The organism is Janibacter hoylei PVAS-1 (assembly GCF_004025845.1).
Taxonomy (GTDB): domain Bacteria; phylum Actinomycetota; class Actinomycetes; order Actinomycetales; family Dermatophilaceae; genus Janibacter; species Janibacter hoylei.
Genome location: NZ_PIPF01000009.1, coordinates 1 through 21,736, shown reverse-complemented (window position 1 = coordinate 21,736; position 21,736 = coordinate 1). Strand labels below are relative to the sequence as shown.

At 71.9% G+C, this 21,736-nt stretch carries 21 protein-coding genes, 1 tRNA gene, 1 other RNA gene and 1 pseudogene; 16 read left to right on the top strand and 8 right to left on the bottom strand.

Annotated features, from left to right (window positions below; translation table 11 throughout):
• The first annotated feature begins 5 nt into the window (after window positions 1-5).
• From CWN80_RS09190 to lhgO, 4 genes are all read left to right on the top strand, one after another.
• Window positions 6-1,556 (top strand): helicase HerA-like domain-containing protein, encoded by a 1,551-nt coding sequence (locus tag CWN80_RS09190; protein WP_007927693.1) that lies wholly within the window; start codon window positions 6-8, stop codon window positions 1,554-1,556.
• Between the two features lie 108 nt (window positions 1,557-1,664).
• Complete coding sequence (locus CWN80_RS09185) at window positions 1,665-3,497, top strand: hypothetical protein (RefSeq protein WP_128277195.1); 1,833 nt, start codon at window positions 1,665-1,667, stop codon at window positions 3,495-3,497.
• Window positions 3,498-3,596: 99 nt separating this feature from the next.
• Window positions 3,597-5,435, top strand: a complete 1,839-nt coding sequence (locus CWN80_RS09180) for a hypothetical protein (RefSeq protein ID WP_007927690.1) — start codon at window positions 3,597-3,599, stop codon at window positions 5,433-5,435.
• Window position 5,436: 1 nt separating this feature from the next.
• Window positions 5,437-6,642 (top strand): L-2-hydroxyglutarate oxidase, encoded by a 1,206-nt coding sequence (lhgO, locus tag CWN80_RS09175; protein WP_040881290.1) that lies wholly within the window; start codon window positions 5,437-5,439, stop codon window positions 6,640-6,642.
• Between the two features lie 6 nt (window positions 6,643-6,648).
• Here lhgO and CWN80_RS09170 read toward each other — a convergent pair whose 3' ends face one another.
• Window positions 6,649-7,107: a DUF3817 domain-containing protein gene (locus CWN80_RS09170; protein ID WP_007927687.1), complete on the bottom strand. Its 459-nt coding sequence runs from the start codon at window positions 7,105-7,107 to the stop codon at window positions 6,649-6,651.
• Between the two features lie 83 nt (window positions 7,108-7,190).
• On the opposite strand from CWN80_RS09170, the gene CWN80_RS09165 reads away from it, so the two are divergent.
• The 11 genes from CWN80_RS09165 to CWN80_RS09115 all read left to right on the top strand — a co-directional run bounded on the left by CWN80_RS09165 (window position 7,191) and on the right by CWN80_RS09115 (window position 17,587).
• Window positions 7,191-7,278 (top strand) — tRNA-Ser (locus CWN80_RS09165).
• Between the two features lie 101 nt (window positions 7,279-7,379).
• Window positions 7,380-7,476, top strand: an RNA gene (ffs, locus tag CWN80_RS09160) — signal recognition particle sRNA small type.
• Between the two features lie 124 nt (window positions 7,477-7,600).
• Entirely contained in the window at window positions 7,601-8,638 is a 1,038-nt protein-coding gene (locus tag CWN80_RS09155; protein WP_007927685.1) for a hypothetical protein, read from the top strand.
• 80 nt (window positions 8,639-8,718) lie between these two features.
• Window positions 8,719-9,288 carry an NADPH-dependent FMN reductase gene (locus CWN80_RS09150; protein ID WP_007927683.1) on the top strand — a complete coding sequence of 190 codons (570 nt, stop codon included), beginning with the start codon at window positions 8,719-8,721 and terminating at the stop codon, window positions 9,286-9,288.
• Between the two features lie 114 nt (window positions 9,289-9,402).
• Window positions 9,403-11,601, top strand: a complete 2,199-nt coding sequence (locus CWN80_RS09145) for a DNA polymerase III subunit gamma and tau (RefSeq protein WP_128277194.1) — start codon at window positions 9,403-9,405, stop codon at window positions 11,599-11,601.
• Window positions 11,602-11,657: 56 nt separating this feature from the next.
• The gene (gene recR / locus CWN80_RS09140) at window positions 11,658-12,257 is read left to right on the top strand and encodes a recombination mediator RecR (protein WP_007929522.1); all 600 of its coding nucleotides are present in this window, start codon (window positions 11,658-11,660) and stop codon (window positions 12,255-12,257) included.
• The gene (locus CWN80_RS09135; protein WP_007929520.1) at window positions 12,250-12,804 is read left to right on the top strand and encodes a DUF5063 domain-containing protein; all 555 of its coding nucleotides are present in this window, start codon (window positions 12,250-12,252) and stop codon (window positions 12,802-12,804) included. Before recR ends, CWN80_RS09135 begins: the two co-directional genes overlap by 8 nt.
• 115 nt (window positions 12,805-12,919) lie before the next feature.
• Window positions 12,920-14,194, top strand: coding sequence for an aspartate kinase (locus CWN80_RS09130; protein ID WP_007929517.1), 1,275 nt, complete (start codon window positions 12,920-12,922; stop codon window positions 14,192-14,194).
• Complete coding sequence (locus CWN80_RS09125) at window positions 14,191-15,270, top strand: aspartate-semialdehyde dehydrogenase (protein WP_007929515.1); 1,080 nt, start codon at window positions 14,191-14,193, stop codon at window positions 15,268-15,270. Before CWN80_RS09130 ends, CWN80_RS09125 begins: the two co-directional genes overlap by 4 nt.
• 203 nt (window positions 15,271-15,473) lie before the next feature.
• Window positions 15,474-16,382 carry a LytR C-terminal domain-containing protein gene (locus CWN80_RS09120; protein ID WP_007929506.1) on the top strand — a complete coding sequence of 303 codons (909 nt, stop codon included), beginning with the start codon at window positions 15,474-15,476 and terminating at the stop codon, window positions 16,380-16,382.
• Window positions 16,379-17,587 (top strand): pyrophosphate--fructose-6-phosphate 1-phosphotransferase, encoded by a 1,209-nt coding sequence (locus tag CWN80_RS09115; protein WP_007929505.1) that lies wholly within the window; start codon window positions 16,379-16,381, stop codon window positions 17,585-17,587. The genes CWN80_RS09120 and CWN80_RS09115 overlap by 4 nt, the downstream gene beginning before the upstream one ends.
• A 170-nt stretch (window positions 17,588-17,757) precedes the next feature.
• On the opposite strand, the gene CWN80_RS09110 is transcribed toward CWN80_RS09115, so the two are convergent.
• From CWN80_RS09110 to CWN80_RS09090, 5 genes and pseudogenes are all read right to left on the bottom strand, one after another.
• Window positions 17,758-18,495, bottom strand: coding sequence for an enoyl-CoA hydratase-related protein (locus CWN80_RS09110; protein WP_007929504.1), 738 nt, complete (start codon window positions 18,493-18,495; stop codon window positions 17,758-17,760).
• On the bottom strand, window positions 18,492-18,671 hold the full coding sequence (locus CWN80_RS16025) for a YchJ family metal-binding protein (RefSeq protein WP_337590141.1): 180 nt from the start codon (window positions 18,669-18,671) through the stop codon (window positions 18,492-18,494). The genes CWN80_RS09110 and CWN80_RS16025 overlap by 4 nt, the downstream gene beginning before the upstream one ends.
• A gap of 198 nt (window positions 18,672-18,869) precedes the next feature.
• Window positions 18,870-19,505, bottom strand: coding sequence for a GntR family transcriptional regulator (locus CWN80_RS09100; RefSeq protein WP_007929501.1), 636 nt, complete (start codon window positions 19,503-19,505; stop codon window positions 18,870-18,872).
• 9 nt (window positions 19,506-19,514) lie between these two features.
• On the bottom strand, window positions 19,515-19,940 hold the full coding sequence (locus CWN80_RS09095) for a VOC family protein (protein WP_007930045.1): 426 nt from the start codon (window positions 19,938-19,940) through the stop codon (window positions 19,515-19,517).
• A gap of 100 nt (window positions 19,941-20,040) precedes the next feature.
• Window positions 20,041-20,523, bottom strand: a pseudogene (locus CWN80_RS09090) (AMP-binding protein); the annotation flags it as partial.
• Window positions 20,524-20,710: 187 nt separating this feature from the next.
• Here CWN80_RS09090 and CWN80_RS15380 point away from each other — a divergent pair.
• The gene (locus tag CWN80_RS15380) at window positions 20,711-20,881 is read left to right on the top strand and encodes a hypothetical protein (protein ID WP_157986923.1); all 171 of its coding nucleotides are present in this window, start codon (window positions 20,711-20,713) and stop codon (window positions 20,879-20,881) included.
• A gap of 22 nt (window positions 20,882-20,903) precedes the next feature.
• On the opposite strand, the gene CWN80_RS09085 is transcribed toward CWN80_RS15380, so the two are convergent.
• Together CWN80_RS09085 and CWN80_RS15835 are read right to left on the bottom strand one after the other, a co-directional pair.
• Complete coding sequence (locus tag CWN80_RS09085; protein ID WP_128277192.1) at window positions 20,904-21,266, bottom strand: hypothetical protein; 363 nt, start codon at window positions 21,264-21,266, stop codon at window positions 20,904-20,906.
• Between the two features lie 13 nt (window positions 21,267-21,279).
• The coding region (locus CWN80_RS15835) for a hypothetical protein (RefSeq protein ID WP_238148163.1) at window positions 21,280-21,736 on the bottom strand (457 nt) is incomplete at its 5' end.

Genomic DNA, 21,736 nt, shown 5'->3' with positions numbered 1-21,736 from the left:
GGCTTGTGACCGACTCTTCACACCTGGACCAGATCCGCGCGGGCTACACCTTCGAGGCGCCCGCCGTCGACCTCGGCGCGGCGGTGCTCGACGGCGCTCCCCAGCCGGATGCGCCGGTGCGTGTGCCGCTGGCGAGCCTGACGAAGCACGGTCTCGTGGCCGGCGCCACCGGCACGGGCAAGACCAAGAGCCTGCAGCTCATGGCCGAGCAGCTCTCCGCGGCAGGTGTGCCCGTCTTCCTCGCGGACATCAAGGGTGACCTCTCGGGCATCGCCACCCCCGGCGAAGGGGGCGACAAGCTCGCCGCGCGCACGACCTCCATCGGGCAGGACTGGCAGGCCACCGCCTTCCCCACCGAGTTCCTCACCCTCGGCGGGCAGGGCACAGGCGTCCCGATCCGCACGACGATCACGAGCTTCGGCCCGACCCTGCTGAGCAAGGTCCTCGGGCTCAACGCGACGCAGGAGTCGAGCCTGGGGCTGGTCTTCCACTTCGCCGACAAGCAGGGTCTGGCGCTGCTCGACCTCAAGGACCTGCGAGCGGTCGTCCAGCACCTGGTCTCCGACGAGGGCAAGGCGGAGCTCAAGGCGCTGGGTGGTCTGTCGAGCGCGACGGCCGGGGTGATCCTGCGCGAGCTCATCGCCTTCGAGGACCAGGGCGCCGACGTCTTCTTCGGCGAGCCGGAGTTCGACACGGCTGACCTGCTGCGGGTCGCCGACGACGGCCGGGGCATCGTCACCTGCCTCGAGCTGCCTGCGGTGCAGCAGCGGCCTCAGCTCTTCTCGACCTTCCTCATGTGGCTGCTCGCCGACCTCTTCCAGGACCTGCCGGAGGTCGGCGACGTCGACAAGCCGAAGCTCGTCTTCTTCTTCGACGAGGCGCACCTGCTCTTCGACGAGGCGAGCAAGGCCTTCCAGGACGCGATCGAGCAGACGGTGCGCCTCATCCGCTCCAAGGGGGTCGGTGTCTTCTTCGTGACGCAGAGCCCCAAGGACGTCCCCGCCGACGTCCTCGCGCAGCTCGGCAACAGGGTGCAGCACCAGCTGCGGGCCTTCACCCCGGAGGACGCCAAGGCGATCAAGGCGGCGGTGAAGACCTACCCGCACACCGAGTACGACCTCGAGGAGCTGCTCACCCAGCTGGGCACCGGCGAGGCGGTCGTCACCGTGCTCTCCGAGAAGGGGACACCGACCCCGGTCGCCCACACGATGATGCGCGCGCCGCAGTCCCTCATGTCGCCGTCGGCACCAGAGCTGCTCGAGCAGACGGCCGCCGGCTCCGCGCTCGCCCCGAAGTACACGGAGGCCCTCGACCGCGAGTCCGCGTACGAAAAGCTCGCGGCCAAGCTCGAGGCCGCCCCGGCGCAGGACGAGGCGAAGGGGGAGCCCGCCGCCCCACCGCAGCCCACGGCTCCCACGCCGCCGAAGGAGGAGCCGGGCGTCGTCGAGAAGGTCGTCGGCAGCTCGGCCTTCAGGTCGGCGCTGCGCTCGGCCGGCACGGTCATCGGGCGCGAGATCACCCGCTCGATCTTCGGCACCTCGCGCCGCCGCCGCTGACGCAGCAGACAGGACGGCCCGGCGGAGGGGAGCACTCCCCATCGCCGGGCCGTGGTCCGTCCTGACAGGATGCCCGCGAGTACGTGACGCGAGGGAGAGGGCAGGGGCATGGCCGGTGTGACGAGCGGGGCGGACCCGGATCGGCTCGACGAGATCAGCGAGCTCATGCGGGGGCACGCGGAGCAGATCGGCCAGCTGAGCGAGACGCTGGGGCACGCCTCGACCGTGCTGCGGGCGTCCTGGAGCGGCCCCGACATGGAGTACCTGCTCGCGCAGACCGACCACCTGCGTCCGGAGATGGCCCGCACCGGGTCGACCCTCGTGGCCTTCGCCGACCAGCTGCGTCATCAGGCGGACGAGCAGCGTCGTGGCTCCGGCGAAGGGGGCGGCGCCGGTCGTCCCGGCGCGCGTGACGGCGAGGGCATCCGTGGTGGCCGGCACATCACGGGTGTGCCGCAGGGCTTCCGCGACCTGGTCGGGGGGATGACCTCGGGGGAGGGGCGGTCCCCCTTCGACCTGCCGGCTGGTGCGATGACCAATGCGATCGGCGACGGACCCCAGACCGACCCGGGGGAGGTGGAGCAGCCCGGATACGTGTCGAACAGCGATGACGTGGAGGGCGGCAAGGTCATCAAGGGCCAGGTCACCGGCACGGAGACCGTGGCGGTGTCGAGGGAGTTCGTCGACTCCGAGGGGCGCAGCGTCCAGACGACGACGGTGAGCGTGCGGGCCGAGGCCGGCATCGCCGGCGAGGCCGGAGGCGACCTGACGGGTGGGGGCTTCAGCGCCAGTGGAGGCAAGGAGGCCAGCTACGAGGTGACGGCTCCGGTCGGGGTGGACCCGCTGAGCATCGACCCCAACGACCCGATGTCCTGGCCGCCCGGCGTCAGCGTCCGCTTCAGCGAGGAGTACTTCGCCGCCTTCGACGCGGAGGCCCGCTTCCGCGGCCTCATGGCCGGCGCGGGGTACGAGTTCGGCACCGAGGGCTATGTCGAGATCAGCAGGGGCGACGGTGACCAGGTCGTCGTCCAGGTCGGTGACGCGGAGTTCCTGCGGTCCTCGTCGGAGCTGGGCCTCGGGACACCGGACGCCAACGTCAAGGCCGGCGCGTCCAGCGAGACCTCGAGTGGTACGGCCCGGGAGGTGACGATCGACATGTCCACCCCGGGAGGGCGCGCGACCTTCGACGACGTGATGATCGGCAAGCCCCCGGCGGCCGACGCCCCCGGAGTCGTCGACGTCGCCGACCTCACCGTCTTCAACGCCTCGAAGTCGGTGGACCTCAGCATGACGGCGGGCGACGTCTCTGCCGGCGGCACGCTCGCGGAGTGGGGCGCCGGGGGAGTGCAGCGCACGCACGCCGACGGGACGACGACCCTCGACTGGACCGGCGAGGCCCAGGGCAGGCAGGTCGGCGGCACGGCGAGCTTCGACGCCGACGGCAACATGGTGGTCGAGGACAACACCTACTACATCCGCATGGAGGGGGTGGACCCGACCACAGCGGCTGAGTACAACCGCAACTACCTCGGCGAGGACGTCACCCCGACGCACGATCAAAATGTCGTCATCAACTTCACCCATGACGACCTGGCCACCATGAGGTACCAGGCTGCCGCCACCCACGCATCCATCGTCAACGCCAACCCCGAGAACTTCCCGAACTTCCCGGCCGCGGCGGACGGGCACGTGACCAGCGAGGACGTGCTGCGGTACTTCGAGGAACATCCGGATACTGCGGGCACCGACCTCCGGGACATCGCGACGGGCGACACCACCATGACGATCCTGGGAGCCCAGAGCGACCAGGAGATGCTGCGGGTGTTGATGCTCGGCGACGGACCCTTGGTCGTGCAGCGCGACCTCGCGGGGGACTACCACACCGCCACGGGCAACTACGTCCGGCCGGTCGGCGACATCACGAGCGCCCGCTCGGCCTGACCTGCGCCCGCACGGGACAGCGCCGCCGCGGGGACCACTCCCCATTGCCGGAGACCCGCCAGCGGGTGAGGCTGGGTGCACCACGGACGAAGGGGAGTCATGAGCGGTGTGACGCACGGCGCGGATGCCGAGCGACTGCGCGGGATCGCAGAAGCCTTGCGCGGCAACGGTGCCCAGATCGAAAAGATCGGTGAAAGGCTCGGCCCGGCCGCGCAGGCTCTCGAGGCCTCGTGGAGCGGCCCGGACGCCGAGAGCCTCGCCGCCGACGTGGCGCAGGTCCGCCCGGCGATCGCGTCGATCGGGTCGACGATCATCGCCTGGGCGGACGAGCTGCGCGACCAGGCCGACGAGCAGACCCAGGGGTCCGGCGGCGGCGCCCGCGGCGGGTCGGGCGGGACCAGCACCCGACCCGACCGGCAGGACGCCATCGACAAGATCAAGGACGTCACCAGCAAGCTCACCAGTGGGGACGGTCGCGGGTCCGGCATGGACAACCCGCTCCTCGCCGCCCTCGACAAGCCCCGTGGCGGGCACGACGCGCCACCGGACGCCGAGCCGCGCAACATCATCGACGGGCGGCCCGGCGGTCGCGAGGAGGGCACCGGCTCGGTGTCGCAGTCGGAGTCCAAGGGCAAGCACGTCAAGGTCTCGGGCACCGTCACCGCGTCGACCACGGACGCCGGCGTCGACGCCAAGGGGCGAGGCCTGCAGACCCACACCGTCGCCGGGACCGCGGAGCTCAGCGCCGAGGCGAGTGCCAAGGTCGGTCGGGTGGGTGTCGACGGCAAGCTCTTCGCCGGCACCGAGACGAGCTGGTCGGTCACCGGCCCGGACGGCCTCGACCCCACGTCGATCCACCCCCTCGACCCCCTGGGCATGCCGGAGGGGTCCTCGATCCGCCTCGGCAGCACCTGGTACACCGGGCACGAGCTCGGCGGCGAGTACTCCGCCCTCATGGCGAGCATGGGCAAGGAGTCCGGGATCGACCGCTACGTCGAGGTCTCCCGTGGCGAAGGGGACGAGGTGACCGTCCGCGTCGGCGACGCCGACTTCGACAAGGCCAAGAGCTCGGTGGGTCTCGGCGTCGACAAGGCCAATGTCGGCCTGTCCGCCGACTCATCCTTCACCGAGGGGACGGCCAAGGACGTCACCTTCGACCTGTCGACCCCCGAAGGGCAGGACGCCTACACCCGATTCCTCATCCTCGGCAAGGTGCCGTCGGCCGACGCCGCCGGCGTGACCGACATCGCCGACGTCGAGGCATTTTCCGGGTCGCGGTCCACGGGGTCCTCCCTCACGCTCGGGGACAAGACCTTCGGGAGCGACGGCAGCAGCTGGGAGGCGGGCGGCCTGACGAAGCACCACGCGGACGGCCGGCAGACCGTCGAGTGGTCCGGCGACTCTGGGCGCACCCAGATCGGCGGCACCACCGTCTACGACGCCGCCGGCGTGAAGGACCAGGACGCCTCGAGCTACTACCTGCGCGAGCGCGACGTCGACCCAGAGGTGGCCCGGCAGTACAACTTCTTCCAGGGCTCCGATGCCGAGCCCACCCAGCGGCAGAATGTCGCGATGTCGCTCACCTCGACCGATCTCCAGGCCATGCGCTACCAGGCCGCGGAGCAGGCGGCGACCAAGATCAACGAGTCGCCCGAGTGGTACCGGGGCAGCGACATCGACACGAGCCAGAAGTGGAGCGCCGACGACGTCCTCCAGTACGTCGAGGGTGACGGCGACAAGGCCCGCAGTCTCGACGGTGTCGACCGGGCGTCCACCGACCTGCTCGCCGCCCAGTCCGACGACGACATCCTCCGGGCGATGTCGAGCAAGGGCCCCGTCGAGTTCCAGACCCAGCTGGCCCAGGACTACCAGGCGGTGACGGGGACGACCCGAGGTCACCGCGGCACCGTCACGAGCACCGGCACGGGAGGGGACTGACCTGCCCCCTTCGTCGCGCACCCTCGTCGTCGGCGCCGGGCTCCTCGGGCTGGCCACCGCGTGCCAGCTGCAGCGGACCCGGCCCGACGCCGAGGTCGTCGTCCTCGACAAGGAGCCGACGGTCGCCGCCCACCAGAGCAGCCACAACTCGGGGGTCGTCCACGCCGGCGTCTACTACCCACCGGGCTCGCTCAAGGCCCGCCTGTGCCGGCGCGGGGTCGGGCTGCTGCGCGACTACACGAGCGAGCGGGGCATCCCCTTCGTCGAGGTGGGCAAGGTGGTCGTCGCCGTCGACCGGGCCGACGAGGCCCGACTGGCCGAGGTGCACCGGCGCTCGCTCGCCAACGGCGTGCCCGGCACCGCCATGGTCGGGCCGGACGGGCTGCGCGACCTGGAGCCGCACGTGCGCGGACGCGCCGCCCTGCACTCGCCGTCCACTGCGATCACCGACTTCCCTGCCGTCGCGCGGGCCCTTGCGGTCGACGTGGTCTCGGCCGGAGGGAGGGTCCTCACCGGTCACGAGGTGGTGGGCATGCGCCCCCTTCGCTCGGGGGTGGAGGTGCTCGTCGACCACGCGGGGGAGCGGACCCGGCTCGCCGCCGACCGGCTGGTGCTCTGCGGGGGGCTCCACGTCGACCGGCTCGCCCGCATGGCCGGCGGCTCCGCCGACCCGCGGATCGTGCCCTTCCGCGGGGAGTACCACCTACTGACGCCCGAGCGGTCCGATCTCGTGCGCGGACTCGTCTACCCGGTCCCGGACCCGCGGCTGCCCTTCCTCGGCATCCACCTGACCCGGAGGGTCGACGGCACCGTCGACGTCGGGCCCAATGCCGTGCCGGCAGCGTCCCGGGAGGGCTACCGCTGGCGGGACGTCGACGCCCGAGACCTCCTGGAGACCGTGACCTGGCCGGGCTCCGCAGGGGTCGCGGCGCGCCACTGGCGCTCGGGGGTTGCGGAGGTGGCCGGCTCGCTGTCGGTGCGTCGCTTCGCCGATGCGGCCCGCCGCTACGTTCCGAGCCTCGCCGACGCGGACCTCGTGCCCGGCGGCGCGGGGGTGCGGGCCCAGGCGGTCGGCCGGGACGGGTCGCTTGTCGACGACTTCGTCATCGAGCGGATGGGGCCGGTGACCGCGGCGCGCAATGCTCCGTCGCCGGCTGCGACCTCCAGCCTGGCGATCGCCGAGGAGGTCGTCGCCGGGCTGGTGTGACCTCGCTCAGCCGACGGGCGGGCCGACGAGCAGGGCGACGCCGGTGAGGACCGCGACCGCGACGACGAGGGCGAGCGCCGCCAGCCCCGGGCGGCGCAGCGCGCCGGAGACGAGCCGCTCGAGCGGGGTGCCAGCGGCTCCCTTCGTCCGCAGCCGCCACGTGTCGGCGAGCTGCCCCTCGCGCTCGAGCCACCGCTCGGTCCACAGCGTGACGAGGGGCGGGATGGCCGAGACCAGGGCGACGACGCCGTGCTTGGTGCTCCATCGCGCGTCGATCCACACGATGACCGTCACGAGCACGTAGGCGATGAAGACGATGCCGTGCAGCATGCCGCCGATCCGCACGCCGAGCTCGGTCGTCTCGGTGACGTACTTGAGGAACATGCCGACGAGCAGCAGCGTCCACGTCACCGCCTCGGCGGTGGCGACGATCGTGTAGAGCCGGCGAGGGGACGGGAGAGCCATGCCGCCATCGTCGCCGACAGGTGTCGGCGGAGTGAAATCTGCCCGATTTCGAGGTGGCGCGGTGCTCAGGTAATCTCTCCCGCGGAGGATTCGCATAGTGGCCTAGTGCGCGCGCTTGGAAAGCGCGTTGAGTGAAAGCTCTCAGGGGTTCGAATCCCCTATCCTCCGCCAGCGATGAGCCCCGGTCCGCGGACCGGGGCTTCGTCATTGTCGGAGGACGACCGCGGCGGGGGCCGACTTTCGCCGACGAAGGGGGAGACGTAGACTCTGCGATCGGCACCCCGCGTGGTGGTACCTCGCCGAACTCCCCCAGGGCAGGAATGCAGCAAGGGTAGGTGAGCTCTTCCAGGTACGCGGGGTGTCCTCTTGCTCACGGCGTGCCAACGGGCCCGCTCGATGTGATGCACCCGTCCGATCGAAATCCGGGCGTGATCCTCGTAGGTTGGCAACAAGCGATCGCAACGGCGACCGCAGCAACCCCGAGGAGGGGAGCATGGACACCTGGATCTGGATCATCATCGCTGTCGTGCTGGTGCTCATCATCATCGGCATCGTCATGGCAGTGTCGAAGGGCGCCAAGGCCAAGCGGGTCGAGCGTGACCGCGCCGAGGCCGAGCAGCTGCGGCGCGAGGCCGCCGAGCGAGAGCGCCGCACCCGCGAGTCGGAGGCCACTGCTGCGGCAACCGACGCCGACGCCCGAGCAGCAGCCGCCGAGGCGGACCGTCAGGCCGCCGAGGCCGAGCGCAAGGCGGCCGAGGCCGAGCAGCGTCGCATCGACGCCGAGCGCCTCGAGGAGGAGGCCCGGGCCAAGAGCGCCGTCGCCGACGAGGACCGTCGCTCCTACGAGGACAAGCTCCGCGAGGCGGACGTCAAGGACCCGGACGTGCCGACGGACCGCGAAGGACGCCGCGTCGAGGACGCGGACGTGCGCCGCGACGCCGAGGTCGATAGGCGAGGTGACCGTGACGGGATGATCGAGTCCGAGGACTCGTACGCCGATGACGTCGACGAGTCCACGACGCGCCGCAGCGACCTGCGCCCGTCCGGTGCCGGCACCGCTGCCGCGGGCACTGTCGGAGCGGGCGCTGTCGGCGCTGGCGCCGCTGCTCACGGGACCGAGGCGGGGCATGACCCCGTCGAGCCCGCTCCGCCGGTCGAGCCAGCACCGGAGGCTGCGCCCGGGTGGGAGTCGTCGGACCCCTCCCGTCGCGACACGGTCCCGGCGGACACGACGGCTGCCGCCACGCGGGACGACGCCTTCACCGAGGCCCCGCGGGACGACGCGTTCACCGACGAGACGACGCGGACGGGTGAGTCGGGTTGGTCCGACCCCGGCGTGGCTCCGGCGCGCGATGTCGAGCCGGCAGCACCCGTGGCCGACCCGACGGTCGAGCCCACGGCCGGCGGCCAGCGACCCGACCACCTGTCCCCCGAGGAGCGGGCGGGCGGGGACCACGCCGAGCCCGGCCTCCTCGACAAGGTGCGCGGTAAGGTCGAGGACCTGCGCGGCGACGGTCGGCCCCGCAGCTGAGCCCCACGACGGCGGGCCCGCCACCTCCTCGGTGGCGGGCCCGCCCGCGCCACGACTGCACCGCCCCAAGGAGTCCCTCCGTGAAGATCGCCATCATCCTCGGCAGCACCCGACCCGGCCGCTTCGGCGCCCAGGTCGCCGACTGGGTCATGGCCCAGGCCGCCGGTCGTGACGACGCCGAGTACGAGCTCGTCGACCTCGCCGACTACGGCCTCGTCCTCCTCGACGAGCCGACGGTCCCCGGCGCCGCGAAGCGGCAGTACGACAACCCCAACACCCGGCGCTGGAGCGCGAAGATCGACGAGTTCGACGGCTACGTCTTCGTCACGCCCGAGTACAACCACGGTGTGCCGGCCGCGCTGAAGAATGCCTTCGACGTCCTCTACCCCGAGTGGGTGCACAAGGGTGCCGCTCTCGTCTCCTACGGCGCCGACGGCGGCGTGCGTGCGGTCGAGCACTGGCGCACGATCCTCGCAAACGCGCAGATGCACGTCGTCCGCGGCCAGGTCTCCTTCTCGACGATGCTCGAGGTCGAGCAGCGCGAGGACGGCGACGTCTTCGCGCCGGCCGAGCGACGCACCAAGGAGCTGGGCAACGTCCTGCGCCAGCTGACGCGCCTGACGGACGCGACCGCCTCCCTTCGCTCCTGACGCAGTCCCGCAGCGACCTCTCCCGCTGCCGCCGTAGACGCGCCGTCGGGCGCCGTCGTCCACAGGCGGTCGCGGGGGAGCTCGCTGTCGTCGTGCGCACGTAGAGTCGTGCCCGTGAGCACCGCGCTGTACCGCCGCTACCGCCCCGAGACCTTCGCCGACGTCATCGGGCAGGAGCACGTGACCGATCCGCTCATGCAGGCACTGCGGTCGGGCCGGGTCAACCACGCCTACCTCTTCTCCGGGCCGCGTGGGTGCGGCAAGACGACGAGTGCGCGCATCCTGGCCCGCTGCCTCAACTGCGAGCAGGGGCCGACGCCCACCCCGTGCGGGCAGTGCGACTCGTGCACGGCCCTCTCCCGCGGCGGGGCCGGGACCGTCGACGTCATCGAGATCGACGCCGCGAGCCACGGCGGTGTCGACGACGCCCGTGACCTGCGCGAGCGGGCCTCCTTCGGCCCCGCGCAGAGCCGCTACAAGATCTACATCATCGACGAGGCGCACATGGTGACGCCGCAGGGCTTCAACGCGCTGCTCAAGATCGTCGAGGAGCCGCCCGAGCACGTGAAGTTCATCTTCGCGACCACCGAGCCCGAAAAGGTCATCGGCACGATCCGCTCCCGGACCCACCACTACCCCTTCCGTCTCGTCCCGCCAGCGCGGCTGCAGGAGTACATGGAGCAGCTGTGCGCCGCCGAGGGAGTGCGCGTCGAGCCGGGTGTCCTCTCCTTCGTCGTGCGGGCCGGTGGCGGGTCGGTGCGTGACTCGCTGTCCGTCCTCGACCAGCTCATGGCAGGGAGCGACGAGTCCGGCCTGACCTACGAGCGGGCCGCGGCCCTCCTGGGTTTCACCGACGGCGAGCTGCTCGACGCAGCGGTGACGGCCTTCGGCGCCGACGACGCCGCCGGCGTCTTCCGCGTCATCGACTCGGTCATCGAGACCGGCCTCGACCCCCGGCGCTTCGTCGAGGACCTGCTCGAGCGGTTCCGCGACCTCATCGTCGTGGCGGCGGCCCCGGACGGCGCCGCCGCGATCCTGCGCGGGCTGCCGGGCGACCAGATCGACCGCATGCGCCAGCAGTCGGCCACCTTCGGGCCGGCGTCGCTCTCCCGTGCCGCCGACATCATCAACGCCGGCCTCACCGAGATGACCGGTGCGACCTCGCCGCGGGTCCAGCTGGAGATCATCGCCGCGCGCGTCCTGCTGCCGGCCGCAGCCGGCGAGTCTGGGTACGCCGCGCGCCTCGACCGGCTCGAGCGTCGGCTCGACGTCGGTGGCGTCCCCACGAGCGAAGGGGGAGCCCCCCGCCCCCCGCAGGCGGCACCCGTCGCGCCCGTGCCCGCGCAGGCCCCCGTCGTCGCGGCGCCCGGCGCCCCCGCACCGACCCCGGCAGCAGCGCCCACGGAGCCGGCGACGCCCGAGCCCGAGCAGAGGGAGCAGCGCGAGCCGCAGCCGCGACCGCAGGCCGACGAGGCGCCCCTGTCGGCCGAGCACCAGCGGGCGCAGCCCGCTCCCGGCCGCTCGAGCGCTGGCCCGCAGTCCGCTCCTCAGGCGCCGGCCGAGCCTCCCGCTGCAGCCGAGCCCGAGCCCGCTGCCACTACGCCCGACCCGGCGGCGGGGCAGCCCGAGGCCGAGAGCGCGCCCGCTGCGTCGACCCCGGCGACCGGGGGCATCGACGTCGAGGCGCTGCGCCGCAGCTGGCCCGACGTCCTCGGGCGGATCTACCAGATGCGTCGCGCCACGTGGACCTTCCTGTCCGAGCACGCCCAGGTCATCAGCTACGACGGGCAGCGACTCGTGCTCGGGATCGCCACGGTCGGTCTGGCCAATGCCTTCCGCAACGGGTCCCACGCCGAGGTCGTGCGGCAGGCCCTCGTCGACGCCCTCGGGGTCGACGCCCGCGTCGAGGGGGTGCCCCACGACCTGGGGACGGCACCGGCAGGAGGCGGTGCACAGGCCACCTCGCAGCCGGCGAGCGCCGCACCGGCTGCGCCCCAGTCGTCGTCGGCGGGCCCCCCTCCGGAGGCCACCTCGGCTGGAGCCCCGACGGGGGCGCCGGTGGCAGACGTGGGGGTGCCCGCACCGGCCGGTGGGCCGGCGGGCGCCGACTGGGGAAGTGCGCCGGCGAGCGCAGCCTCGGCGCCGGCCTGGGCGACGGCACCCGCTCCCGAGCCCGCCCCGGCGCCGAGCCCGCCGGCGGAGCCCGACGACTCCTCGGTGAGCGACGACGACGAGGACATCATCGACGCGGGTGCGGCCGGCCCCGCGGTCATCGAGCGCATCCTCGGCGGCACCGTCATCCGCGAGGAGTGACGGCGACCCGCATGCCGGTGCTGCCGACCGCGGCCGCCGGGGCGTAGGGTCGAGGCGTGTACGAAGGTGTGGTCCAAGACCTGATCGACGAGCTCGGGCGGCTGCCCGGGGTCGGCCCCAAGAGTGCCCAGCGGATCGCCTTCCACCTCTTGCAGGCGGACCCGCAGGACGTCCAGCGGCTCGTCCAGACGCTCAGCGAGGTCAAGGACAAGGTCGCCTTCTGCGAGACCTGCGGCAACGTCGCGGAGGGGCCCCAGTGCCGGATCTGCGCCGACCCGCGGCGCGATGCCAGTGCCATCTGCGTCGTCGAGGAGCCCAAGGACGTCGTCGCCATCGAGCGCACCCGCGAGTTCCGGGGGCGCTACCACGTGCTCGGCGGGGCCATCAGCCCCATGGACGGCGTCGGCCCGGACGACCTGCGCTTCACCGAGCTCATGGCGCGCCTGTCCGATGGGACCGTCGCCGAGGTGATCATCGCGACCGATCCCAACCTCGAGGGCGAGGCCACCGCCTCCTACACGGCGCGACTGCTGTCCCCCTTCGACATCCGGGTCACGCGACTCGCCTCCGGCCTGCCGGTCGGCGGCGACCTCGAGTACGCCGACGAGGTCACGCTCGGGCGTGCCTTCGAAGGGAGGAAGCTGCTCAATGCCTGACGAGACCACGCTGCTCGCGGACGAGTGCGCCGCCGAGGCCCGCAGCTGGCTGGCGGCCGTGGCGGAGATCGCCTCGGGTGCCGCGCCGGAGAGCGCCATCCCGCTCCTGCTGCTCACGACGAGCCAGATCCAGCTCGTCGGGGCCCGGCTCGGGGCGATCGCCGACGTCGTCCTCGACGAGCGCTTCGAGCGTGACCCCGGCCCTGACACCGAGCTCGACCCGCTGCGGGAGGGGCTGTCCCGGCTCCTCGACGGCGTCGACGAGTACGCCGACGTCGTCGACCCCGTCACCTCGGTCGAGACCACCCGCGGGTCGCTGAGCAACGACCTCGCAGTCGTCGCGGCCGCCCTCGCACACGGTCTGGCGCACCACGACGCCGGTCGCACCGTCGAGGCCCTGTGGTGGTGGCAGTACAGCTATCTCGCCGACTGGGGTGACCGCGCGGCGATGGCCGTCCGGGTCCTGCAGACCCTGCTCGCCCACCTGCGTCTCGACGCCGACCCGGAGGTCGTCGGCGAGGCGGAGTTCGACGCCCTCCACGGGTGAGCCTCGTCGCGTCCCGTGGACGTGAGTCGGTCTGGGAGGCTCGGGTCGTTATCCTCGAGGGGTCGTGCCGGCCCGTGCCCGGGCCGGACCCGCGAGACCATCACGGAGATGTCCCTTGAGCCTGGTTGTCCAGAAGTACGGCGGTTCGTCGCTCGCTGATGCCGAGAGCATCAAGCGCGTGGCGCACCGCATCGTCGAGACGAAGAAGGCGGGCCACGACGTGTGCGTCGTCGTCTCGGCCATGGGAGACACCACCGACGAGCTGCTCGACCTCGCGGAGCAGGTGAGCCCCGTCCCGCCGCCGCGCGAGATGGACATGCTGCTCACCGCGGGTGAGCGGATGTCGATGGCTCTCGTCGCCATGGCCATCGCCGACCTGGGGCACAGCGTGCGCTCCTTCACGGGGAGCCAGGCGGGTGTCATCACCGACACCGCCCACGGCAAGGCCAAGATCATCGACGTCACCCCGGGCCGCATCACCGAGGCCCTCGGCAAGAAGCACATCGTCATCGTCGCCGGCTTCCAGGGCGTGAGCCAGGGGACCAAGGAGATCACCACGCTCGGTCGTGGTGGCTCCGACACGACGGCCGTGGCCCTCGCCGCAGCGCTCGAGGCGGACGTCTGCGAGATCTACACCGATGTCGACGGCATCTTCACCGCCGACCCGCGCATCGTCAGCACCGCGCACAAGATCGACCGCATCTCCCACGACGAGATGCTCGAGCTCGCCGCGAGCGGCGCCAAGGTGCTCCATCTGCGGTGCGTCGAGTACGCGCGCCGTTCCAACATCCCCATCCACGTGCGTTCGTCCTTCTCCTCGAAGGAGGGCACGTGGGTCCTGCCCCCCGACGCTGAAGGAGCCGAGGACATGGAAGAACCGATCATCGCGGGTGTCGCCCACGACAGCAGCGAGGCCAAGATCACCGTCGTCGGGGTCCCCGACCAGCCGGGGCGCGCCGGCCAGATCTTCACGACCATCGCCGAGGCGCAGGTCAACATCGACATGATCGTGCAAAACGTGTCCGAGGCGGACACGGGCCGCACCGACATCTCCTTCACCCTGCCGATGAGCGACGGCCAGGTCGCCGTCGAGGCCCTCATGCGCACCAAGGAGGAGGTGGGCTTCGAGTCGATCCAGTACGACGACCAGATCGGCAAGCTCTCCCTCGTCGGTGCCGGCATGCGCACCAACCCCGGCGTCTCGGCGACCTTTTTCAAGGCGCTCGCCGACGCGGGCATCAACATCGAGATGATCTCGACCTCGGAGATCCGGATCTCCGTGGTGACCCGCGCCGACCAGCTCGACGACGCCCTGCGGGCGCTCCACACGGCCTTCGACCTGGACTCCGACGAGGGCGAGGCCGTCGTCTACGCGGGCACGGGTCGGTGACCGCCTCCCCGTCGCCGTCCACCGGGCCGACCCTGGCCCTGGTGGGGGCGACGGGGCGCTTCGCGGAGGCCATCGTCTCCGCACTCGCCCTGCGTGACGACCGCTGGGGCGCCATCCGCCTGCTCGCACCGGGCGTCACGACCCGGACCCTGGGCGTGCGCGGTCGGGAGCAGCAGATCGAGGTGCTCCGCGAGGACTCCTTCGAGGGCGTCGACGTCGCCCTCTTCAACCTCGCCCCCGAGATCACGCCCGAGTGGGCGGCCCGAGCCGTCGCGGCCGGAGCCGTCGTCGTCGACGCCAGCGCGGCCCACCGGGGCGACCCGGACGTCCCGCTCGTCGTGCCGGGCATCAACTCCCACCTCGTCGCCGAGCGGCCCAAGGGCATCATCGCCCTGCCGGGGCCGGTGACCTGGGGGCTCATCGACGCCGCGCACGTGCTGCACCAGGGCTGGGAGCTGCAGCACCTCGTCGTCACCGGTCTCATCGCGGCGGTGTCGAAGTCCGACGCCGGCGTGGCCCGCCTGCGCGAAGAGCTGCACACCGTCGCCGCCGAGCCGATGATCGGCCAGCACCCGGGCGACGTGCGTGCGGCGGTCTCCGACCTGCCGGTCGGCTCTCCCTTCCCCGCGCCGTTGGCGCTCAACGTCATCCCCTGGGTCGGCCAGCCCGACGAAGGGGGCTTCACCTCCGCCGAGCTGTCCGTCGGTGCGGAGGTGCGCAAGGTCCTCGGGCTGCACGAGAGCGTCCCGGTGGTCGCCACGCTCGTCCAGGTGCCGGTCGTCCTCGCGCACTCCATGGCGCTGCACGCCCGCTGCGCGCGGCCGGTGGCGATCGACAAGGTGCGTCAGGCCTGCGTCGCGGCTCCCTCTCTCGTGCACCTCGACGAGCAGACCGGCGAGGTCCCGACGCCGGTGGACAGCGTCGGCATCGACCCGCGGTTCGTCGGGCGGATCCGCCAGCCGAAGGGGGCGGGCCACCACGTCGACCTCTTCGTCAGCGCGGACACCACCCGTCGCGGGGCGAGCGCGATGCTGCTCGTCGCCGAGCTCGTGGCGGACGAGGTCCGCGCCGGCTGACCCGCCGCGCGGCCGCGGCGTCGCCGCGTCGTGACCCGCACGCAACCGACGCGTCACCCTGCGCGTCAACACTGGTGATGACGGATCGGTCTCGGTCCGGGAACGATCACGCCGTGTGACTTGTGTGACTGGTGTGGTCAGAGTGAATGTGAGCACCACGTACACTTGTGGCGGGGACAGCACGGAAGGACAGGGGTCAGCACGTGGACCAGCACTCGGACGACACTCCGGTCACCTACCGGGTCGTGGGTTTCGACGAGCTCGAGGGTGCAGCCGCCGAGCACTATCGTCGCCAGCGTCGCCGTCGCCTCCTCCTCTTCGTCACCCTGCCCGGCCTCGTCCTGGGCACGGCCACGGTCGCGACCGCCTACGGCACCGGTCTCATCGGCAGCGAGACCCCCACGTGCGCCCCGATCGTCGAGCCGGCACCCGAGCGCGACTCCTTCGACATCCAGCTGCTCAACAGCAACGACACCGACGGGCTGGGCACCGACGTCGCCCGAGAGCTGACCCTGCGCGACTTCTCGATCACCTCGGTCGGCAATGCGGACAGCTCGGTCTACGTCAAGGGCGCGGCCACGATCTACTACGGCCCCGAGGGCCGCGACAACGCGCTGCTCCTCCAGAAGCAGATCCCGGGCTCCAAGGTCTGGAACGACGCGCGCCCCGGTGACAGCGTGCAGCTCGTCCTGGGCTACGGCTTCGACAAGCTCGTCTCCGAGCCGGAGCCGCCGCTGCCCGCGCCCTCCGAGATCACCCTCAACGTCTACAACACGACGTGGCAGGAGGGCCTGGCCTCCGAGGTGGCGGGTGATCTCAAGGACCGCGGCTTCAAGGTCAAGGCCACCGGCAACGACCCGAAGATGAGCTTCCTCGAGGACGAGGTCGCGATCATCCGCTTCGGCCCGGAGGGGCAGCGCGCTGCCAAGCGCCTCGCCCAGCAGGTCGAGGGTGTCCAGCTGCAGAAGGACGACCGCACGACCAACAAGGTCGACCTCGTCCTCGGCAACAAGTGGGACGACCTCAAGCCGGCCTCGCAGGTCCCGGAGGTCAAGCCCTACGTCCGCCCGGCCGAGACGATCCAGAAGCCCTGCACGCCCGAGGGCTCGTGACGGTCCGGACCGTCGCGCTCCTCACCTCCGGGGGGCTCGCGCCGTGCCTCTCCTCGGCGGTGGGGGCACTCATCGAGGAGTACACCCGGGTCGCGCCCGACGTGCGCATCATCGGCTACCTCGACGGGTACGCAGGCCTGCTCACCGGCCGGCACGTCGAGATCACCGACGAGGTGCGGGCCGCCGCGACCCGGCTGCACGCCTTCGGTGGGTCCCCGCTCGGCAACTCCCGGGTCAAGCTGACCAATGCCGCCGACGCCGCCCGGCGCGGCCTCGTGCCGGAGGGGGCCGACCCCCTTCGGGTGGCGGCGGACCAGCTCGTGGCCGACGGAGTCGACGTGCTGCACACCATCGGTGGCGACGACACGAGCACGACGGCCGCAGACCTCGCGGCGCATGTGTCCGACGAGGGCCACGAGCTGCAGGTCATCGGTCTGCCCAAGACGATCGACAACGACATCGTGCCGATCCGGCAGAGCCTCGGCGCCTGGACTGCGGCCGAGCAGGGGGCACTCTTCGCCCGCCACGTCATCGCAGAGCACTCCTCCAGCCCGCGCATGCTCGTCGTCCACGAGATCATGGGCCGCCACAGCGGCTGGCTCACCGCGGAGACCGCGCGGCGCTACCGGGCTGACCTCGCCTCGCGTGAGTTCGTCCCGGGCATCGGCAACGACCCCCGCCGGTGGGACGTGCACGCCGTGTACGTGCCCGAGCTCGACCTCGACCTCGAGGCCGAAGGGAGGCGACTGCGGGCCGTCATGGACGAGCTCGACTGTGCCAACGTCTTCGTCGCCGAGGGTGCCGGCGTCGACGAGATCGTGGCCTCCCTCGAGGCGGATGGCGCCGACGTGCCGCGCGATGCCTTCGGGCACGTCAGCCTCGACGAGATCGATCCGGGGGAGCGGATCGCGGACGCCCTGGCCGACCGGGTCGGCGCGGACAAGTCGAAGGTGTGGAAGTCGGGCTACTTCGCCCGCTCCGCCGCGCCCAACGCCGAGGACCGTGACCTCATCGCCCGCAGCGCCGAGCTCGCCGTCCGGGCGGCCCTCGACGGTGGATCAGGCGTCGTCGGCCAGGACGAGGAGCGCGCCGACGAGCTGCGCCTCATCGAGTTCGAGCGGATCGCCGGTGGCGGTGCCTTCGACCCCGCCACCCCCTGGTTCGCCGACCTGCTGCACGACATCGGCCAGCCCCACGCCGACTGAGGTCGAGCCACGGCGGGGCGCGCCGTAGAGCGGAGGCAGGGTGGGGGTCGGCCCGACTCATGGGAAAGTCCGGACCTGCAGGCCAAGGCGACATCGCAGGCCGACCAGTCCGGACTTTTCCTTAGGGCCACCCCCAGCCCTGCCTCCGCGGAACCCGCTGCACGCGACCCCTAGCCCTCGTGCTTGCGCCGCAGCGACCACATCTGGGGCGAGCGCTCGAGCTCGACGGCGACCTCCCACGGCACGCCGCCCGGCGCGGTCTCGCGGCGGAAGCTGCGGACGAGGCGGCGGGCGAGCCCGGGGTCGGCGGCGACGCGAGAGGCGGTGTCGCGAGCGGCCTGCTCGACCTCGTCGTCCTCGTGGGCGGACCACGCGAGTCCGAGCTCGACGGCGCGCTCGCCGCGCACCTCCTCGCCGAAGAGGCCCATCGCGGCGGCGGTCTCGCGGCCGGCGGTGCGGTGCAGCAGGGACAGGTGGCCGCCGCCGGGGTGGAGGCCGATCTGGACGAAGCCCGGCAGGAGCCGGGCACTCGTCGAGACGATGCGCAGGTCGGTGGCCAGGGCGAGGTTGAGCCCTGCGCCCACGGCGGCGCCGCGCACGGCGGCGATCGTCGGCAGCTCGATGGTGCCGATCGTCGTGAAGGCCGCGTAGACGGTCTCGAGGTTGCGGTAGGCGGTGTCCTCGACGGGGTCGCGGCCGACGTCGGCGAGGACCTCGCGCACGGCACCTGCGCAGAAGTGGCGGCCGCCGGTGACGACGACCGCGCCGACCTCGGGGTCGGCCTCGGCCGTGCGCGCAGCGTCGATGAGCTCGCGGGACATCTCCACGGACAGGGCATTGCGCCGGTCAGGTGCGTCGAGCGTGATCGTCGCGATGTGCTCGGCGACGGCGTACTGGACCTCGGTCACGGGATCTCCTTCGTGTAGAACCATCGGCCGCCACGTCGGGTGAACTCGCTCCGCTCGGCGAGCTGGCCCCCTTCGTGCCGGGCGACGAAGTCGACGACGCCGGTGGAGTCGTCGGGGCCGCCGGCGACCACCTCGCGGACCTCCAGCCCCAGCCAGCGGGTGTCGTCGAGGTGCACCTCGGGGGGCCGGGTCCGGCCGTCCCAGGTGCGCCAAGGTGCTCGGCGTTGCCGTAGACGTGGGCGGTGTAGCGGCTGCGCATGAGCTGCTCGGCGGTCTCGGCCTGGCCTTCGCTCGCCAGCAGCGGGCCGCAGCACGAGGCGAAGGGGGAGCCGGTGCCGCAGGGGCAGGGGTCGGCGCTCATGCCTGCAGGCTAGTCAGTCGCGCAGCGCGGTGCTGCGGATGTGCTCGGCGAGGGCCGCCTCGAGGGCCGGGCCGTCACCGGCCTCGAGCAGGTCGACGAGGTGGTCGTGCTCGCGGGCCAGCGCGACCATGTGGCGCTGCGGGGTGGGCTGCCCGAGCCGGGCGAGCCGGACGAAGGCGCCGAGCTGGTCGAGCAGGCGCAGCAGGGTGGGCATGCCGGCGGCCTCGGCGAGCGCGCGGTGGAAGGCCTCGTCGGCCTCGAGGAAGGCGGCGACGTCGCCCCCCTTCGCCTCGCGGCGTTGGCGGCTCACGAGCCCGCGGAGCCGGTCGAGGTCGTCGTCGGTGCGGTGCTCGCAGGCCGACTCGGCGGCGGTGCACTCCAGGGCGACGCGCAGGGAGGTCACCTCGCGGCGGTGCTCGGGCGAGACGTCGACGACCCGCAGCTGGCGGCGCGGCCCGGGGACGAGCAGGCCCTCGCTCGTCAGCGCGCGCAGGGCCTCCCGCACCGGGGTGCGGGAGACCTCGTGCCCCTGCGCCGTGGCCACCTCGTCGACGGGGTCACCGGGGGCGAGGCGACCGCTCAGGATGTCGTCGCGCAGGGCGGCGAGCAGTCGGCCGGCCTTGGTCTCGGTCGACGGGGTGGTGGTCACGCGGGGACCCTACTTGGCGAAGATCTGCGACTCGTCCGCGAAGGCCTTGAACTCCATGGCGTTGCCGGCGGGGTCGAGGAAGAACATCGTCCACTGCTCGCCGGACTGGCCCTCGAAGCGCAGGTAGGGCTCGATGACGAAGGTGGCTCCTGCCGCCTTCATCTTGCCGGCCAGGTCGTGGAAGTCATCGTACGACAGCACGGCTCCGAAGTGGGGCACGGGGACCTGGTGGTCGTCGACGGGGTTGTGCCCGGCCGGTCCGGGGGAGCCGGCGGCGGTCTGGTGGGTGACGACCTGGTGGCCGTAGAAGTTCCAGTCCACCCAGAGGGTGTCGGAGCGACCCTCCTCGAGGCCGAGGACGCCGCCGTAGAACTCGCGGGCCTTGGTGATGTCGTCGACGGGGATGGCCAGATGGAAGCAGGGGCGTGCGGTCATGGGAAGGGTCCTCCTCGGGACGTCGGTGCGCTCAATGTATACAAGTGGTGGGCTTGTATGCAATCCCGAGGAGGATCCGGCTGGGGGGTCGGGCCGGCGGTCAGCCGGCCGCGACGGTGGGTGTGGTGTGGCCCGCTCGCACCTCCCGGCGCAGGATCTTGCCGGTCGGGCCCTTGGGCAACTCCTCCCGGCGCGCAGCGTCACCGACGCGGCCACCTCCTCGCCGAGGCGTCGTGCGGACCCCCACGACGGCGGCCTCGGTGACGTCGGGGTGGGCGTAGACGACCTCCTCGATCTCGCGGGGGTAGACATTGAAGCCTCCGCGGATGATGAGGTCCTTCTTGCGGTCGACGATCGTGTAGACGCCTTCCTCGTCGCGCACGGCCAGGTCGCCGGTGTGCAGCCACCCGTCGACGATCGTCGTGGCGGTCACCTCGGGCAGCCCCCAGTAGCCCTTCATGACGTTGGGCCCCTTGATGAGGATCTCGTCGACCTCGCCGTCGGGCAGCGAGGCGCCGGTCTCGTCGGCGATGCGCAGCTCGACATCGCGCACCGGCACGCCGATCGAGCCGGCCCGGCGCGGTGTGTGCGGGTGGTTGAAGCAGGGCCCTTGAAGAGACTCGGGAAGGCGGCCGGGATGATGACCTCGTCCACGGTGTCGGCAGGAGGGCTCCCTCTTCGACTTTGCCGGCCCACTGCCGGCGTGTGTCGATGACTAGGAAGCCCAAGGCGGAGGCCATGTAGAGCGACGTGGTGTGCTGCTGCGGTGGGTGCGTGACCGCCCTCGCTCGCGTTGGCTCGCACTCGTCGTCACGGCCGAGGGGGAGGAGCTGCGCCTCGAAGTCGTCGACGCCGGCGCCCTGGCACCCGTGGAGTCCGACCCCAACCGGGCGCTCTCGCGGGACGCCGCTCTCCTTCGCAGCCTCCGTCGGCTTGGGTGATGTGTGCTTCGCCGACCTGCGCCTACCGCCTGGCGGTGAACTTCAAAGTGGCTCCGACCGCGAAGAACAGGATGCCGGGCACGCCCAGGGCTGGCAGGGCGAAAATGAGCCATCCCGACACGTCCGGCTGCGGTTGCACGCCGAGGCTGAGCGCTGTACCCAACGCGCCACCGGCCAGCAGGCTGCCCACTCCGAAGAGGACGTCGGCCACCTGTGTCGAGGGGGCTGCAAGGTGGAGAGTTAGCGCGGCCTGGGCCACGTACTCCTGGCTGACTGCGCCAGCGCGTGCCCGGGTAGCGATCGCCTCAGCCTCGGAATACAACGCATCTGCGTGTCGGGTGAGTGCGGCCAGAGCCTCCCGGTCGGCGCCTTCGGTCCACCCCATGTCGGCGGGCCCCTTAGCCATCATTGGCACCCCGCTTCGACGCGACCGTCGCTGCCCACGCTTGTCGCGCAGCTTTCGCCGACCGAGAGGGCGTGTTCGTAGTCGGCTCATCGAGCTGAACGGCGCGCCAGGTCACTGCAAAGGCCACTAGCCCCGAAACTGGGATCGCCCAGTCGAGGAGAGCGACTGGCTCGGTTAGGGAACCGCGCTCAGCCCAGGTTCCCATCACCCCAGCAGTCGTCGAGCCGACCACAGCGGCGACCATCGCCAAGTACCCGCGACGCTGGCTGCGTCGCTCATCGGCCTGGCGTTCGACGGTCGTTTCTATCGTGACCCCGTTCTCGTTGAGGCGCTTCAGCACGTCCTCGACTTCCGAGCCCGTCAGATCGAACTGAACCTCAATCTCTGGAAGCCGGTTGCGCCCCTCATCCCCTAGCGGACGTTGAGGAGGTGAAGCGCCCCAGGTTCTG